Annotated in this window: 8 protein-coding genes; 3 read left to right on the forward strand and 5 right to left on the reverse strand. The window is 69.7% G+C overall.

Annotated elements, in window-relative coordinates:
* Positions 1-109 precede the first annotated feature (109 nt).
* Genes OXI49_13555 through recD form a run of 3 tightly spaced genes read left to right on the forward strand, consistent with a single transcriptional unit; the run spans position 110 to position 8,879 of the window.
* On the forward strand, positions 110-3,400 hold the full coding sequence (locus OXI49_13555; protein MDE2691538.1) for an exodeoxyribonuclease V subunit gamma: 3,291 nt from the start codon (positions 110-112) through the stop codon (positions 3,398-3,400).
* On the forward strand, positions 3,397-7,122 hold the full coding sequence (recB, locus tag OXI49_13560) for an exodeoxyribonuclease V subunit beta (protein ID MDE2691539.1): 3,726 nt from the start codon (positions 3,397-3,399) through the stop codon (positions 7,120-7,122). The genes OXI49_13555 and recB overlap by 4 nt, the downstream gene beginning before the upstream one ends.
* Entirely contained in the window at positions 7,119-8,879 is a 1,761-nt protein-coding gene (gene recD / locus OXI49_13565; GenBank protein ID MDE2691540.1) for an exodeoxyribonuclease V subunit alpha, read from the forward strand. Before recB ends, recD begins: the two co-directional genes overlap by 4 nt.
* A gap of 6 nt (positions 8,880-8,885) precedes the next feature.
* Here recD and OXI49_13570 read toward each other — a convergent pair whose 3' ends face one another.
* From OXI49_13570 to OXI49_13590, 5 genes are all read right to left on the reverse strand, one after another.
* Positions 8,886-12,893 (reverse strand): cobaltochelatase subunit CobN, encoded by a 4,008-nt coding sequence (locus tag OXI49_13570; GenBank protein MDE2691541.1) that lies wholly within the window; start codon positions 12,891-12,893, stop codon positions 8,886-8,888.
* The gene (locus tag OXI49_13575) at positions 12,880-13,215 is read right to left on the reverse strand and encodes a DUF2149 domain-containing protein (GenBank protein ID MDE2691542.1); all 336 of its coding nucleotides are present in this window, start codon (positions 13,213-13,215) and stop codon (positions 12,880-12,882) included. The genes OXI49_13570 and OXI49_13575 overlap by 14 nt, the downstream gene beginning before the upstream one ends.
* A 7-nt stretch (positions 13,216-13,222) precedes the next feature.
* Positions 13,223-13,849, reverse strand: coding sequence for a MotA/TolQ/ExbB proton channel family protein (locus OXI49_13580; protein MDE2691543.1), 627 nt, complete (start codon positions 13,847-13,849; stop codon positions 13,223-13,225).
* Positions 13,846-14,481, reverse strand: a complete 636-nt coding sequence (locus tag OXI49_13585; GenBank protein MDE2691544.1) for a hypothetical protein — start codon at positions 14,479-14,481, stop codon at positions 13,846-13,848. The genes OXI49_13580 and OXI49_13585 overlap by 4 nt, the downstream gene beginning before the upstream one ends.
* Positions 14,482-14,563: 82 nt before the next feature.
* Positions 14,564-15,973, reverse strand: coding sequence for a hypothetical protein (locus OXI49_13590; protein ID MDE2691545.1), 1,410 nt, complete (start codon positions 15,971-15,973; stop codon positions 14,564-14,566).
* Between the last annotated feature and the right edge of the window lie 95 nt (positions 15,974-16,068).

Below are 16,068 nucleotides of genomic sequence, written 5' to 3' on the forward strand. Positions count from 1 at the left end.
TCCTGGTGTGGTGCTCAGACTCTCGGCTTGGTGATCCTCATCACGTTTGAAGAATCGGGCTGCGAAGCCGGACCCTAGCAGCCTCGCGATGCGGCCTACAATCACGCGAATGCCGAACGCGACGGGCAAGCAACTCTCGCTGCTGATGGACCAGCCGGACGCCGCGTTCCGCGTCCACGCCTCGCACCGGCTGGAGACGCTGGCGAGGCGGCTCGCCGAGGAGATGAGCCGGCATCCCGCGGAACCGCTGGAGCCGGAACGGATCGTCGTGCCCGATGCACTGCTCGGCCAGTGGCTGCGGTTGCAACTCGCCTCCCATCTCGGGGTGGCCGCACATCTGCGAGTCGAGCAACCGGCGCAGTTCGCCTGGGCCGCGATGCGCGAAGAGGTCGCCGAACTGACCGGTGAGTCGGTCTACGGGCCGCCTCACCTGCGCTGGCGGATCTTCGAGCGCCTGAAGAACTGGACGGGCGACGACGAGATCGCGCGCTACCTCGAGGACGGCGACTCTCGCAAGCGTTTCGAACTCGCCGATCAACTCGCCGTCGCCTACGACCGCTGCCGGGTCTACCGGCCCGACGCCATCAGGGCGTGGCAGCAAGGCCAGGGAAGTGGCTGGCACGCACGGCTGTGGCGGGAACTCGCACCGGCAGCGCCCGGCGCCGAACACTGGGTCGACGCCATCGACCGCTATCGGGACCGGCTGGAGCAACGGCCGCGTGCGGCCGGGACGAGACAGCGCGTGAGCTTCTTTCACCCCGCCGCACTGTCGCCCACCTACGTCGAAGTGCTCAGGCTCGCCGCGCGAGTCATGGACGTCCACCTCTACCTGCTCAGCCCCAGCCACGACTTCTGGAGCAGGCCGGCGGGTGCCGGGGAGGTCGAGTCCAACGAACTGCTCGACGCCTGGGGCCGTTCGGCCCGGGACCTGCGCGCTCTCATCGGTTCCGAACCGGACAGGGTCGTCGTCGTGGATCATCCGCGCTCCGGCGACATGCCGGCCGACGCCGGGACCGGGCGTGCGGGCGGCACCGCGGAAGACCTTGCCGATGTCGCCGCTCGCCCGACCTGCCTGGCCTCGGTCCAGCGGCGCATTCTCGAAGACGATCCAGAGGCGCCGGTGGCCACGGGCGCGAGGACCGGATCGGACGACTCGATCCAGATCCACGTCTGTCACTCGCCGACCCGCGAGGTAGAGGTCCTGCACGATCGCCTGCTGGGCCTCTTCGACACGTACTCCGACATCCAGCCGGCCGATGTGCTGGTCCTCACGCCCGATCTCGACACGTACGCGCCCCTGGTCGAGGCGGTGTTCGGGTCCGCCGGCCGGGTCGGTGTCAGCATCGGCAGGCGACGACTGAAGGAAGGCGCCGCGCTGGCCGCCTTTCTAGACCTCCTCGAGCTTCCGGGCTCCCGGTACGCGGCGAACGATGTGCTGGCGCCGCTGCTCGCCGAATCCGTGCGTTTGCAGTTCGGCATCACTGACACCGGTCTCGCGACGATCCGGGGTGCGGTCGCCATGGCCAGAATCCGCTGGGGAAGGGACGGCGAACACCGTACCGAGCTCGACGTACCGGCTTCCCCGAACCACAACTGGCGCCGTGGCCTGGACCGGCTCCTGCTCGGCTACGCGATGCAGGAGGGCGAGACGCTCGTCGACGGCATCGCGCCCAGCGCGCTCGACCACTGGGGCCAGCACACCGGCGCCGCCGACTACGAACTGCTCGGCCGCTTTCGCCGCTACTGCGACCTCGCCTTCGCGCTGAACGATTGGACAGACGCCGAACACGACGCCACCGCGTGGATGGAGCGCCTTCAGGCCGAAGTCCTGGACGCTTTCTTCACCAGCGACCATCGCGCCGGGCCCGAAGCGGTCCGCGAAGTGAACACGGTCTCCCGGCTGCTCTCCGAGTTCGATGAAGAGTGCAAGCGCGCCGGCGCCGCCGGCGCCATCCCGTTTCCCGTCCTGCGCGACGTGCTGAACGACATGGCCGAGAAGGCCGCCCGTTCGGCGCCGCGACTGGACGACGGCATCGCGGTCGCGGACCTTGCGTCGGGCCAGGTCTTCCCGGCCAGGGTGATCTGCGCCGTCGGTATGAACGATGGCGCCTTCCCGCGCCGGCCGCGGCCCCCGCAGTTCGACTTCCAGGCCGACCTCTTCGAAGGCGAGGCGCGACAGCCCGGCGACCGCGACCGCCGCAACGAGGACCGCCTCGCCTTCCTCGAAGCCCTGCTCGCCGCACGGCGCCACTTCGTGCTGACGTACACCGGGCGCGACCTCCAGGAGGACAAGCCGATCCCGCCATCCGCGGTGGCAAGCGAGCTGGCCGAGTACCTGGAACAGATCTTCCCGGACCCCGGCGGGAAGAACGACGACGAAGAGCGTGATCGCTGGGCCACCAGACACCCGTTGCAGCCGTTCAGCCCGAAGTACTTCGAGCCGGGCGAAACCGCGCTGTTCAGCTACTCGGAGTCGATGCGGAACGCAGCCGAGGCGCTTCGCGCGAGCGGAGACGAGCCCGACCGCTTCGCGGGCGAACTCGCCGCGGAGCCTCGCGAGGAGACCGTGGAACTCGAACTGGAGGATCTCGTTCGCTTCGCCGCCAGCCCTTCTCAGGACTTTCTCCGCAAGCGGCTGGACATCCTCCTCGACGTCCGCGAAGACGACGTTGCGGCCGACGAGCCGCTCGATCTGAACGCCCTGGAATCCTGGCAACTGAAGAGCGACCTGGCGGGAATCGGCGAGCAGGGCGACGAGCGGACCATCGAGCTGGCCGCGGCCCGGGGCCTGCTGCCGCCGCGCAACCTCGGCCTGGTGCAGCACCGGCAGTCCGCGGCCCAGGTCGCGGCGCTGATGGAGAAACTCCAACCGTTCCAGCGGCACCGCGAGGCGCCCCGACACCGAGTCGAGGTCGAGTTCGGGAACGTGCGCCTGGTCGGTGCGGTCGGGCAGTTCGACGAGGGAACGAACCAACTGCTCTTCTGGCGCATCGGGAGCCTCCGTCCGAAGGACCGCATCGGCGTCTGGCTGCGGCTCCTGGCGCTCGTCGCCGGCCGGCAGCAGCCGGCGACGGCCCACCTCCTCGGCAGCAAGGACCAGGTCGAACACGTCGCGCTCCGTGGGCCCGAGCGGGATGAAGCGCGGTCGCTGCTCGGCGACTGGGTCGAGGTCTGGCGCGAGAGCCAGCGCAGGCCGCTGCCGTTCTTCGCCTCGACGTCCTGGGTCTGGACGGAGAAGCGCGCCTGGAGCCGCAAGGTCCAGGACGAATGGTCGAAGCAGCCATGGTTCGAAGGCAACGACCCCCGCCACCGCCTGATCTTCGGCGACGACCCGAGCGGCGACGACTTCGAGCGCCTGGCCGAACGACTGCTCCGTCCGTTGCGGGAGGCGAGCGCATGACCGCGGCCACCGAGCGTGCCGACGCCTTCGACCGACCGCTCGACGCCGACCTTCTGATCGAGGCGAGCGCCGGGACGGGCAAGACCTACGCTCTGACCACCCTGGTCGCCCGCCTGATCGTCGAAGAGCGATTCGACATCGACCAACTCCTGATCGTCACCTTCACGATCTCCGCCGCGGGCGAACTGCGCACCCGGGTGCGGCGACTCCTCCAGGCGGCCCGGCGAGCCGCCTCCGGCGCCAACGTGGAACCCGGTTCCCAGGCCGGCAGGCTGGGGCGGCGCTGGCGGCGGCGCGGGATCGAGGACGCGGACGCCCTGAGACGCCTCACCCGCGCCGTCCGCGACATCGACCGGGCGAACATCACGACGATCCACGGCTTCTGCCAGCGGACGCTCGTCGAGTTCGCCCTTCATGCCGGCACTCCGTTCACGTTCGAAGTGAGCGGAGACAACGCGCTGGCCGTCGGCGACGCCGCGCGCGACTTCTGGCGACGCCGGATGGTCGGGCAACCCGTGTCGCTGCTGGAGCACGCGCAGTCGCAGAAGTTCGTGCTGGACGAAGACACGACGACCTGGGTCACCCGCCATCACGCCCAGGTCCAGGAAACCCGGGGGGTCCGCTCGCCGGAGGCGCTGCCGAGCGCGCTCGAGTCGAAGCGGAGCGCGTGGCTGGCAGCGGTCCGCGCGGCACAGACCGAATGGTCCGACCCGGGGCAGAGAGCCGCCTTCCAGGAAGTCGCCGACCCGGCGCGATGGACCGCGGCAGCACGGAAGAAGACACGGGTACGCGTGCGCGGCCGGATGGTCTTCGAGGCGTTCGAGACCGGCGCCCCGGAGAAACTCGCCCCGGACTGCGCCGGCGCTTTCGGCGCCAAGGCGCTGAAGGCGGGGTTCTACAAGAAGAACCCGCCGCCTGCCGCCCCGCTGTTCCACCACTTCGACGACATCGCGGAAGCCGGAGCGGCCTATGGCGATCTGTGGCTCGCAAGCCAGCGCCTCAGCCTCCTCGAGGACGCCGGCCGGTCCCTGCGACACGCCACCCGAGTCGACCGCAGCCTGAGCTTCGACGCCCTGCTGGTCGAACTCCACCGCGCGCTCGACGGGTCCGGCGGAACCGAGCTCGCGCGTCGAATCCGCTCCCGGTACCCAATCGCCCTGATCGACGAGTTCCAGGACACCGACCGGCTGCAGGCCCGGATCTTCGAGACGATCTACCCGGGCGGCGCCGGCGTGGCCGGCGGGCGACTCTTCGTCGTCGGCGACCCGAAGCAGTCGATCTACCGCTTCCGGGGCGCGGACGTGTTCGCCTATCTGGAGGCTCACAAGCGCCTGGGCTCTTCGGACGAAGCGCTGGAACTGAAACAGAACTACCGTTCGACGCCCGGACTCATTTGCGCCGTCAACGAGCTCTTCTCGCGGGAACGGCCGTTCGTCCTCTCCGACTTCGGGTTCTCGCGGGCGGCGCCGGCCGACCGGAAACCCGGGGAGCTCGTGATCCAGGACGAGGACGACGATCAGGCCCCGTTCCAGTTCGTCCTGATCCCGAAGGCGGACGGGAAGCCGCGGACCAAGCCGGAGCTGACCGCCCTGGCCGCGAAACAGGCCGCCCGGGACATCGCGCGCCTGATAGCGGCGGGCAAGGACGGCAGGGCGAAACTGGCAGGCGGCGACCGGCCCAGGGCCCTGGCCGCCCGCGACATCGCCGTGCTCGTGCGCAAGGGCGCCCAGGGCAAGGCAGTAGCGGCAGCTCTGCACGAACTCGGGATCGACAGCGTCGAGATCGGCGACGACAACATCTTTCAGTCCGACGAGGCGGGCGGCCTCCATCGCCTTCTCCACGCCCTGTGCCTGGACGAATCGGAGTACAACGCCACGCAACTGCTCCGCGGAGCGCTCGCCGCCGACCTGTTCGGACTAGACCTGGAGGACCTCGCCGCGCTGCGCGACGACGACGACGCCTGGAGCCACTGGCGAGGTTTCGCGCGCGAGTGGGCCGACGTCTGGCAGGAGCACGGTATCGCCGCGCTGATGCGGGGCATCCTGTTCGCCAGCGACGCCGCCGACTGCTCGGCGAACCTGCTCGCCTACCCGAACGGCCCCCGGCGGCTGACGAACTACCTGCACCTCACCGATCTGCTCCACGAAGTCGAGAGCCGGCGGCGGCCCTCGCGTCAGGGCCTCCTCGACTGGTTTCGGCAAGCCAGGGGGGACGCGCAGACCAACGACGAAACGGCCCAGCTTCGCCTCGAGAGCGACGAGAACCTGGTGAAGATCGTCACCGCCCACCGGGCCAAAGGCCTGGAGTTCCCGATCGTCTTCTACCCCTTCGCCTGGGACGGCCGCGCGCAGGCGACGGGCGGGAACAGAAAGCCGACGGCCGACTACTACGACCCCGAACACGGGACGCCAGTGCTCGATCTCGACCCATCGGACGACGCCTACGATCGCGAGCACGTCGAAGAGCACGCCGACGAGCTGCGGCTCCTCTACGTGGCGCTGACGCGGGCGGAGCACCGCTGCGTGGTGACCTGGTCGCCCGAAGCCGGAGCCGAACACGCGCCGTTGGCCTGGCTCCTTCACGGCCGCGGAACGGCGATCCACGACGACGACGCCGGAGCCTTGAAGGAGAACGTCGCCCGAGTCAAGGCACTGGGGCAGGGCGAGTGGCTGGCGGAGGTCGAGGCACTCGCGCACCGTGCCCGCGGCGCCGTCTCGCTGCGGATGATCGACGAGGCGGCGGATGCCGACGCCGACACTGAGGCGGCCGAAGCCGACACCGAAGCGGCAGGCGCGGAGGCGGCCGGGTCTCTCGAGGCCCGCAAGCTCGAACGCAAGCTCGAACGGATCCGGCAGCGGACGAGCTACTCCGCCCTGTCGGCCGGGGCCGGCGCGGGCGCCGGCTTGCTCGTGCGCGACCGCGACGACATCGACCTCTCCGACGGAGAAGCCGTCGTCGAACAGACGGCGCCCGCCAACGCGCTGGAACGGGAAGAAGACGGCCCTACCGTCTTCACCTTCCCCAGCGGCGGCCGCTCCGGCCGGTGCCTGCACGAGATCTTCGAGCGGCGGCTCGGCGACCCGGACGCCGGAAGCCTGGAGCGGACCTGCGAGAACGCGCTCGCCCGCTACGGCTTCCAGGACAAGTGGCTGCCGGCGGTCCGAACCCTGGTCGAGAACGGTCTGGAGACGCCACTCATGGCGCCGGGCGAGGCTGGCGGCGTGTTCCGGCTGTCGGACCTCCAACGGCCCGTCGCCGAAATGGAGTTCCACCTGCCGCTCCGCGGGCTTGAGCGCGCGAAGCTGGCACACTGCCTCGAAGAGCACGGCTACGATCACCGGCTCGCCGGGGGCGACACCGGGATCGACGGCTTCCTGCACGGCTTCATCGACCTCACGGCTCGGCACGACGGCCGGTGGTACGTCCTCGACTACAAGTCGAACTGGCTCGGCCCGGACCCGGCTTCGTACTCGACAGCGGCCATCGCGGAGTCGATGCGCCACCACGGCTACCACCTCCAGTACCTCCTTTACCTGACCGCCCTGCACCGCCTGCTGACGCTACGGCTCAAGGACTACGACTACGACCGCCACATCGGCGGCGCCTTCTACCTCTTCCTGCGCGGCATGAGGCCGAACGCTCCCGGCAGCGGCGTGTTCCACGACCGTCCGTCCCGCACCTGCATCGAAGCGATCGACGCCTGCTTTGGCGGAACGCCATGAACAGCCACGAACAGATCGACGCCTTGACAGGAGCCGGCGTTCTCGCCGACATCGACTGCTACTTTGCCCGGCTGACGATGGACCTCGGCGCCGGCGAGGACGTTGCCCTGGCCGCGGCCACGACCAGCGCGCTGCACCGGAACGGCCACACCTGCCTCGACCTCGGCAACGCCGGCAAGCCGATCGCGACGCTGGTCGAGCGACCCGATTCGGAACGCCCGGAGGAAACGCTGGCGGCCGACCTGCAGGCGATCGCCCTGCCCGCGAGCGCCGCGCTGCGCGAGGCGCTGGCTGGAAGCCCCGTCGTCACCGCGGACGCGGACGCGGCGACCGACCGGCCCCTCGTCCTGGACGGCGACCGCCTCTACCTGCACCGCCTGTTCCACGCCGAACGCCGGCTGGCGGCGCGTCTGCGCGCCCTGGCAGCGGAGAGGGATCTGTCGGCCGGCGCCGAGTCCACCTCCGCACGGGTCTTCGACGCCGGGGAAGATCGAACCGCGGAGGCGGTCGCGGCGCTGCGCATCGCGTTGGAGCGGCGGCTCTGCATCGTCACCGGCGGCCCCGGCACCGGCAAGACGACGCTGGCCGCCAAGCTGATCGCGACGCTCGTCGACACAGGCCTGGCCCACCCGCGCCGGATCGGCCTCGCGGCGCCCACCGGAAAGGCCGCCTCGCGCATCCAGGAGTCGGTCCGCGAGAAGCTGGGCGAGGGTCTCCTCGACCGGGTGCCGGACCTCCGGGAGTTTCCGGCCGAGGCGTGGACCGTCCACCGCCTGCTGGCGAGCCGGACCAGCCGAATGGACCGCCTCGACGCCCTGGTCGTCGACGAATGCTCGATGGCCGATCTGCAGTTGATGGTCCGCCTGGCGACCGCGTTGCCGGAGCGTTGCCGGCTGATTCTCCTCGGCGACGCGAACCAGCTGGCCTCGGTGGAGCCTGGCTCCGTCTTCAGCGACCTCTGCAAGGCGGGCAACCGCGGTCCGCTCACCCACTGCGTGACGACCCTGAGAAAGAACTACCGCTTCAGGGAGCGCTCCGGCATCGGCCGGCTCGCCGCCGCCGTGGTCGCGGGCGACGCCGACGGGGCGGTGCGCGTCCTTCGGGACGGCAGCGACGACACGACGCGGCTCGAGCCGATCGATGACGAGGCCGCCTTCGACGCCTTCGCCCGCGAATGCGCCCGGGAATGGTCCGACCACATGAGGGAGCTCGCGGCCGACCCGCTCCGGGCCGCTCCGTTCCCGGAGCGGCGGGTCCTGTGCAGCCACCGGCGAGGCCCCTGGGGCACCGACCGCTTCAACCGCCTCGTCGAACGCCGGCTCACCGAGCTGGGACGCCGGACCGAACACGACGAGTTCTACGTCGGGCGCCCGATCATCGTCAGCCGCAACGACCGCCAGACCAATCTCTCGAACGGCGACACGGGCGTCGTCGTTCCCGGCGACTCGGGCCACCCGCGGGTCTGGTTCCCGGATCTCGACCGTGACGGCGAGCGCTTCCTCGTTGCGCCTTCCCGCCTCCCGCAGCACGAGAGCTTCTTCGCCCTCACCGTCCACAGGGCCCAGGGCTCGGAGTACAAGCACGTGGTCTTCGTTCCCGGCCCGGCCGAGTCCCGAGTCAACACGAAGGAACTGCTCTACACCGCGGTGACCCGGGCGCAGCGCAGAGTCAGCGTACTGGCGACCCGGCGTTCGGTGCGCGCCGCCGTGATGCGGACGACCTCCCGCGCCACCGGCTTGCTCGACCGTCTCCGCTAGCTGTAGCTACCGCCGCCGCAGCCACCACAGGAGCAGCAGCGCCAGCACCGGCAGGCCGGCGGCGACACCGCCCCACCACCGCTCGGTCCGGGCCCCGGTCCGCGGCGCCTCCGAAGACTCGCTCTCCGTCACCTCCATCCGGTAGCCCTCGACCGGAAGCGGCGGCGCTGACTCGAGTTGCTCCCGCTCGGCCTCCATCCGCTGTTCGTTGGCTTCCGCGAAGGCATCGGCCTCGACCGCCGCGCGCTCGATGTCCATGGCGATCACCGACTCCATCGCGGCGCGGAAGGCCTGCAGCAGGGGTGCCGGGACGTTCAGGACCGCGCCCTGCTCGATCACGTAGCGCAGCAGCCGCGGATTGGCGCAGGTATGACCCGAGCAGGCCGCGCCGTGTTCGGCGACGCTGCCGGCGTACTCGGTCAGGAGCCGGCGCAGGGTCTCCTCGCCGGCTTCCCAGTAGCCCTTGCGAATCGTCTCGACCATGCGGCCGGCGATGTCCTGGTAGGCGAACGGCGAGTTCTCCTCGAAGAACTCCCTCATTCCGAGTTCATGCCTGTCCTCGACGTAGACCTCGAAGGACTCCTGCCACATCCGGTCGTCGACGGTCTCGGTAACCACCGCGTCCCAGCCCCAGAGGTACTCAACGAAGGCCCGCATCTCGCCAGCCCCGGCGTAGCCCTCCTTCTGCATGCCCTCGATCCAGGTCGGGTTGACATAGCGGGATCGGAACTCCGCGCCGAGAAACCGGTCGATCCCCGTCATCTCGGGGCTGCCCGGGTCGCGGGTATTCGTGACGACGAGCTCCGGGCTCTCTCCGTCGATGCTCCGCACCGCCGCCGCCAGGCCGCCCGCGTACATGAAGAAGTCGTCGTTGTCGAGGGCGCCGTAGAGCATGGTCGAACTGCTGTGGACCACCTTCTCGACTCCCGACAGCGTGAGCCGGAACACGTCCTCCATCGGCTCGCCCCAGAAGCCGTTGCCGTAGCCGTGCCCCATCTTCGAGATGTACTCGTCGGCCAGCGCGACATCCGAGTCCCAGCTTCCGCTCGCCGCCGCGATCCGCGACGTGTTCAGGTTGAACCTCCCGGGCGGCTCGTCGAAGATGCGGACGCCGGCCCGGCGATCCGCTTCCTCCTCGCTGTAGCCGCGCTCGACCAGGGCGGCCCTGGTCGCCAGGTAGTGACGCCGTACGTAGTTCTCCGCCTCGTCGAGCGCCTTGACCCGCTGCACCGCCTGGTCGATCAGGCGGGTCACGTTGCTGAACATGCCTTCGGCCGCGGACGATATGACGATGTCGACTCGCGGCCGGCCGAGCCGGCGCGACGGAATCACCTCGACGTCGACGACGTCGCCGCGGACATTCCAGACCGGCCGCGTCCCGAGCAGGTGAAAGACCTGGGATTCGATGACCCCCTCGTGCCGGAGGGTCTCGGCGCCCCAGATCACGAACGAGACCTTCTCGGGATAGCGCCCGTGCTCTTCGACGTGACTCGCCAACATCTCGTCCGCCAGCTTGACGCCGAGGTCCCAGGCCGCCGGCTTGGGCACCTTGTCCGGATCGATGCCGTAGAGGTTCTTGCCGGTGGGGTACGCGTCCGGCTTGCGGATCGGCTCGCCGCCGCCGCCAGGCGGCACGTAAGCGCCGCCGAGGCCCCGCACCAGGTTGTCCAGCTCGCGCGGCGCGGACTCGACGATCCGTTGCTCCATGTCCGCGGCGAGCACGGACGCGGCGTCCGGCAGCAGGCTGCGATCGACCGCGACCACGGCCTCCACGGTGCTCCGTCGCATTTCCGGCTCAGGCAGCCGCCCGAAGGCGTGGAGCCCGTAGGGAATGTGCTCGGACCGCAGATCGGTCATGTAGTCCTCGATCTCGTGGAGCGCCTCGTGCTCGATCACGCCTGAGTCGCCCAACTCGAGCTGCAGGTCCTTGAGGATGCCGAGCGCCTCGGAACGCTCGCGGATCTGGTCCGCGTACGCTTCGGCCAGGGTCTCGTTCTTGTGGACGTTCTGGTGGTAGTCGTCCACCACTTCGCCCAGGGCGGCCAACTCCGGCAGCAGCCGGCTCTGGACGAAGGGCGGCACCATGTGATCGACCACGGTCGCCATGCCGCGCCGGCGCGCGACCAGGCCCTCGCCCACGACGTCGACGTTGTAGATGTAGAGATCGGGCAGGTCCCCCAGCAGGGCGTCCGGGGCGTCGGCGGCGCTCAGGCCCATCGCCTTGCCGTCGAGCCACTCCAGCGTGCCGTGCGTGCCGACGTGAACGACAGCGTCGGCGCCGAAGCCGCCGCCGTCCTCCGGTTCGCGCAGCCACAAGTAGGCGGCCGCGTACTGGTGGTGCGGCGCCAGATCGTCGGCGTGGTAGAGCTGGGTCAGGTCCTCGCCCCAACCCCGCGCAGGCTGCGGCAGCAAGGCGACGTTGCCGAAGCGAATGACGGGCACCACGAGTTCCCGCTCGACGCCGCGGATACGCGGTCCGGCAGCCATGACTTCCGCCACCTCCGGCGGCCCCCAGTCCGCCACCATCTTCGCCCGGAGTTCCGGAGCGATTGCGTCCAGCCAGCCGCGGTACGCGTCCATGCCGATACGGACGACATCGCCGCCGTCGAGCATCCGGTCGAGCTCTCCCGGCGCGTAGCTCCCCACGTTCCGGGCGCCGTCGAGCATCTTCGCCAGCAGCGCATCGGCGGAGAGGTCGATCTCGCCGCCGCCAAGGTCGTAGCCCTCGTCGCGCAGCCGCTCCAGGACGTTCGCCAGCGACTCGGCGACGTTAAGGTAGCTGGCGCCGATGTCGGCCTTGCCGGGCGGATAGTTGTAGTACAGCAACGCCAGCCTCTTCCCGGCGTTCGGCGTCGCGGCCAGGGCCGCGTAGCGCAGCGCACGGCGCACGGCCATCGCCACCCGGGACGGGATCGGCCGGCGGGCGACGATCGTGAGCCCGGTGTCCGGATCGGCGATCCGCTCCTGGCTGCCGACCACGGTGGGCGCCACGAGGCCCGCGAGTTCCGGCGACACGACCTGGAACGTTCCCTCGAACAGAGACAGCCCCATCTCCGACTCGCGCCACTCCTGCTCGCCGCGACCGTAGAGGGAGATCAGGCTGAGTACCGGAACGTCGAGCTTCGCCAGCGACGATCCGGCGTCGGGGCCCGCGAACCGGAACAGGAAGGCCATGGCGACGTCGACCCTTGGTTCGCCGCTGTCGTCGAGCAGGAGTGCCTCGAACGTGAGACCGGCCGGATAGCCGAACACGGGCACCGCCTCGGCGCCCTGTCGCTCGATCTCGGCAACCACGGCGTCGACCAGGCCGGTGTTCCCCGAGTCGAAGTCGGCGCCGTAGAAGCCCACCGCGATGCGCGGCGCGTCCGGCCGCTTGCCGCCGGCGCGGGCTCTCCAGTCGTCGAACTCCTGCCAGGTCTCGAAGACCCGGCCGCGGGGCTCGCCCGGGTAGTAGTACCCCGCCTCCAGGTTCGGCTGCGGTTCGCCGGGCGCCAGACCGTCGACGCCGGCCACCGAGAGGACGTACTCGAGCAGTCCGAGCTGGTTGGCGAAACCGGAGTACTCCCAGTACGCGCGGGCCCGCTGGTCCCAGGTCACGCCGAGCGGCTCGTAGTGGTCGCGCCCCAGGAGTCCCTCGCCGACCCCGAACACGGTTCCGCGCCGCACCGCCTGGCCGATCAGGTCGATGCCGTGGGTCGCGTCGAACCGCTCGATCGTGTGCTGGTCGTGCACGCTCAGCACGAGCGCGTCCGCGTCGACGAAGGACTGGGGATCGACCTCGTCGAACAGCGATTCGGTGAGCAGGGTGAGTTCCACCCGGCCGCGCAGATCAGGGTGCTCGGCAAGAAGGTCCTTCCACGCCGCCGCGATCGCGGGCAGGTTGGTGTCGGCGCAGAGGTACGAGAGGCGAACGTCCGACAGTCGCTGCTGCGCCGCCAGCGGCACAGCCAGAAAGGCCGCGCCAATCAGAATGCCCGCGGCACGGCGCCGAATCGATCGCCTAGTCAGGCACATAGACGATCTGACCGTCCGCCAGGCGGTAGGCAGTGCCGAGGCGCTCTCCGTCCCCGCCCAGCGTCTCGCCCGTCAGTTCGTAGGCCTCGATCTCCGTGCCGCGCTTGACGATGATCTCGCGCAAACCGTCCTCGTTCGTCTTGACCAGCGTGACCTCACTGTTCGGGTCGATCAGATCGCCGATCCGGTAGACCGAAAACAGCGCGATCATCAGCCCGACGATGAAGACGACCGAAACGTCGAAGATGTTGACCACGCCCGCGAGCGGATCGTCCTCTTCGATCGGCGCGTTCGGAGGCGGGAGCTTCAGAAACCGGGCCATCGCGGGCTCATTCTTCCACTGCGCCGAGTTCGGCGTTCATCCGTTCCGCCAGAAACCGCAGTTCCAGCGTCGTCTCGGCGACCCAGCCGCGACGCGCCACGAGCACGGCGAAGGCGGCCGTGCCGGTGGCGAGGCCGATGACCGTAGTCGTGAAGGCGACCACCATCTGGCTGGCCATCGCCTCCAGGTCGCCGGCGGTCAGCGATGCGAGGGCCGCGCCCATCGGGATCAGGGTACCGAGCAGTCCCAGGCTCGGGCCCACCCGCACCAGCAGCCGCGAGCCGTTCAGGCGCCGCTCGACGGTCGCCTCGTGCTCGAGCAAGACCCGCTCCAGGCCGCCGTGGCGGAAACCCGGATCGCCGAGCCGCCCGGTCACCGCGCCTACCAGGCTGAGGAGAGTCGCCGGGAGCTGCTCCAGCCGCGCCGTGTCGGCGGAGAGCACCGGACCCTGGTCGAGCCAGCGGTCGAGGTCGAAGCCGCGGCGCTCGCGCCGCCTGGTGAGGTACTCGGCCACGCAGCCGCCGGCCAGGAAGAACGCGGAGAGGACGCAGACCCAGAGAAGAACGATGACCGGCAACCTGAGCACCTGACTCAGTGCGAACAGGCCGTTCTCTAGCGTTCCGAGGAGATTCACCGGCGCCTCCGTCCGACCACGGCCGGCGCTCTTCTCCGCCGCGCCGCGACGAAGCCGCCGGCGACGGCCGCCGCGGCGGCGGCAACCAGTGCCCAGGCCGCAGGCTGCGCGACGGTCGAGGGATCCCGCAGCGACCCGGTGTTGAGCGCCGCCGCCGACTGCCAGCCGACGACGAGCTCAGGCAGGAACGCGACCGCCAGCCCAAGCGCCAGGACAAGTAGGAGTCCCTCCTCGCGGAGCCGAGGCGGCGCGAACACCGGTCTGACCGCGCTCAACCAGACCGCCACCGCCGGCATCGCGGCGGCCACCGGCACCGTGATCCAGACCGGCAAGCCCAGGACCTCCAGGTAGCGGCCCCACAGAGCCGCCGCCGCGCCAGAGGCGAAGGAGGCGACGTAGAGCGGCGGGCGTCCGAGCAGGGCAGCCAGGGCGATGGCCACGGCAGTCACGCCGACGGCCATCGGGTCGGCGCCGCCGATCCCGGATGCGACCGGCCAGGTGACAAGGAACCCGGCCGCGGGGAAGAACCAGATCCTGCGTCCCGGTACAGCGCCTCGCGGGACTCCCGCGGCGCCGAACACGGCAGCGCCAAGCACGCTGAGCAGCCCGAACACATGGACGGTCAAGGTCATGACGGCGAAACCCCGTCGCGGCCGAAGCGTCTCGACCGGGACGGGGTCCCATTCTCGCCCAAGCGAGGGCGTTTGCGAAGGATCAGCGGCCGCTGACCGTGCCCTCGCTCCCGTCGCTGTCCGCGTTCCGACGCTGCTGCTGGCGAAGCTGGCGGAACAGCTTGCCCTGCTCCTCCTCGCTCAGCGAGTCCCAGTCGACGTCGAAACGCTCCTTGATCAGCTTCCTGAAGTCCTCCCGGTTGAACCGCTGCTGATTCAGGAAGCCGGTGTTCGACGGGTTGTACCCCGCCTCGGCATCGGCGTAGGAGACGAAGCCGAACATCATCTCGGCCGTGGTCGGGCCGCCGTAGACGACGGTCGCGGTCGGATCGGGATTCGACGGGTTGTCCGCCGAGTTGTCCCAGGCCATCGTCAGTTCGATCTCGGTCCCAGCCGGGATCTTCTTGCCGCCCGCCGGGTACTTGTAATGCGTCTGCCAGTTGAAGTCGTACCTGGGCACGTCAAGCAGTACCTCTTCGGTGCCGTCCGGGTACTTCGCCAGGTAGTGGGCCGACTTGCCCCTCAGGTGCATGTGCGGCGTGTAGCCGAGCAGCAGCGCGTCGCGCTCGAACTTCGTCGTCGTCTTGGCGACGTAGTTCGACTCGCCGGGCGGAATCTCGAAGTCGAACTTGCCCATCGACTTGCTCTGCATCACGTGGTCCGGCTTGTAGTCCTTGGGATAGAAGCGGAGCGCCACCGAGGAACGATCCCAGGTGCCGGTACCCGGCCCGGGCTCCTTGTGGTAGTGCATGTTCCAGCGGATCGTCGTTCCCGGCTTGACCAGGGTGCCGAAGCCGTCATGGTGAACCGTCGGGTCGTTGCCCGGAGCGATGCCCCCGAACGGACGCGCGATGATGTGATGCACGACCGGGCCGCCCGGACGGAACTCGACCGCCTTGATCCAGCGCGGCTCGGGCAGCATCTCCTCCGTGATCACGGTCTCGAAGTTGACGTACTGGTCGCGGACGTCATCCTCGACGAAGAAGTCCTGGCCCATGTCCATGACCAGGTCCGGCTCGCCGATCGTCCAGCCGTCGCTGCGTTCCCACACCTTGGCCGGCGGTGCATCGGCAACGTTGCCCATCGGAGCTCCGCCCTTGGCCCAGGCCATCAGTGTGGCCTTCTGCTCGTCCGAAAGCGAGCGCTCGTTTTCAAACGTGCCCGCATGCTGTGAATCCGCATGCCAGGGCGGCATCAGGCCGGATTCGACCTGGCGGGCGATCGAGCGCGCCCAGGGCCGCGTCTCCTGGTAGCTGGTGAACGCCATCGGCGCCACCATGCCGCCCAGGTTCGCGCCGTTCGGGCGGTGACAGACCTGGCACTCCTGCTCCAGGATCGACTGCACGGCGCCGTAGTAGGTCGGCGTGGCTGTCGGAGCGTCGTTGTTGTTGTTCGCCGCCGCGAGCGGAGCGGCGAGCGCGAGGATCATCAGCAAAGCGAGCGCCTGCTTCATGGATCGGGTCTCCTCGGGTCGGGTTCGGTTGGGTACTAGTTGCAACACCGTACCACAGATCGCTGGTCGCACTCCGTTGAAACGCCGGAGGCTCT

This window comes from Acidobacteriota bacterium, from assembly GCA_028875725.1.
Classification (GTDB): Bacteria; Acidobacteriota; Thermoanaerobaculia; order Multivoradales; family Multivoraceae; genus Multivorans.

Coding starts and splice junctions, on each gene's coding strand:
- OXI49_13555 (MDE2691538.1), top strand. CDS start 110: ATGCCGAACGCGACGGGCAAGCAACTCTCGCTGCTGATGGACCAGCCG.
- recB (MDE2691539.1), top strand. CDS start 3,397: ATGACCGCGGCCACCGAGCGTGCCGACGCCTTCGACCGACCGCTCGAC.
- recD (MDE2691540.1), top strand. CDS start 7,119: ATGAACAGCCACGAACAGATCGACGCCTTGACAGGAGCCGGCGTTCTC.
- OXI49_13570 (MDE2691541.1), bottom strand. CDS start 12,893: ATGTGCCTGACTAGGCGATCGATTCGGCGCCGTGCCGCGGGCATTCTG.
- OXI49_13575 (MDE2691542.1), bottom strand. CDS start 13,215: ATGGCCCGGTTTCTGAAGCTCCCGCCTCCGAACGCGCCGATCGAAGAG.
- OXI49_13585 (MDE2691544.1), bottom strand. CDS start 14,481: ATGACCTTGACCGTCCATGTGTTCGGGCTGCTCAGCGTGCTTGGCGCT.
- OXI49_13590 (MDE2691545.1), bottom strand. CDS start 15,973: ATGAAGCAGGCGCTCGCTTTGCTGATGATCCTCGCGCTCGCCGCTCCG.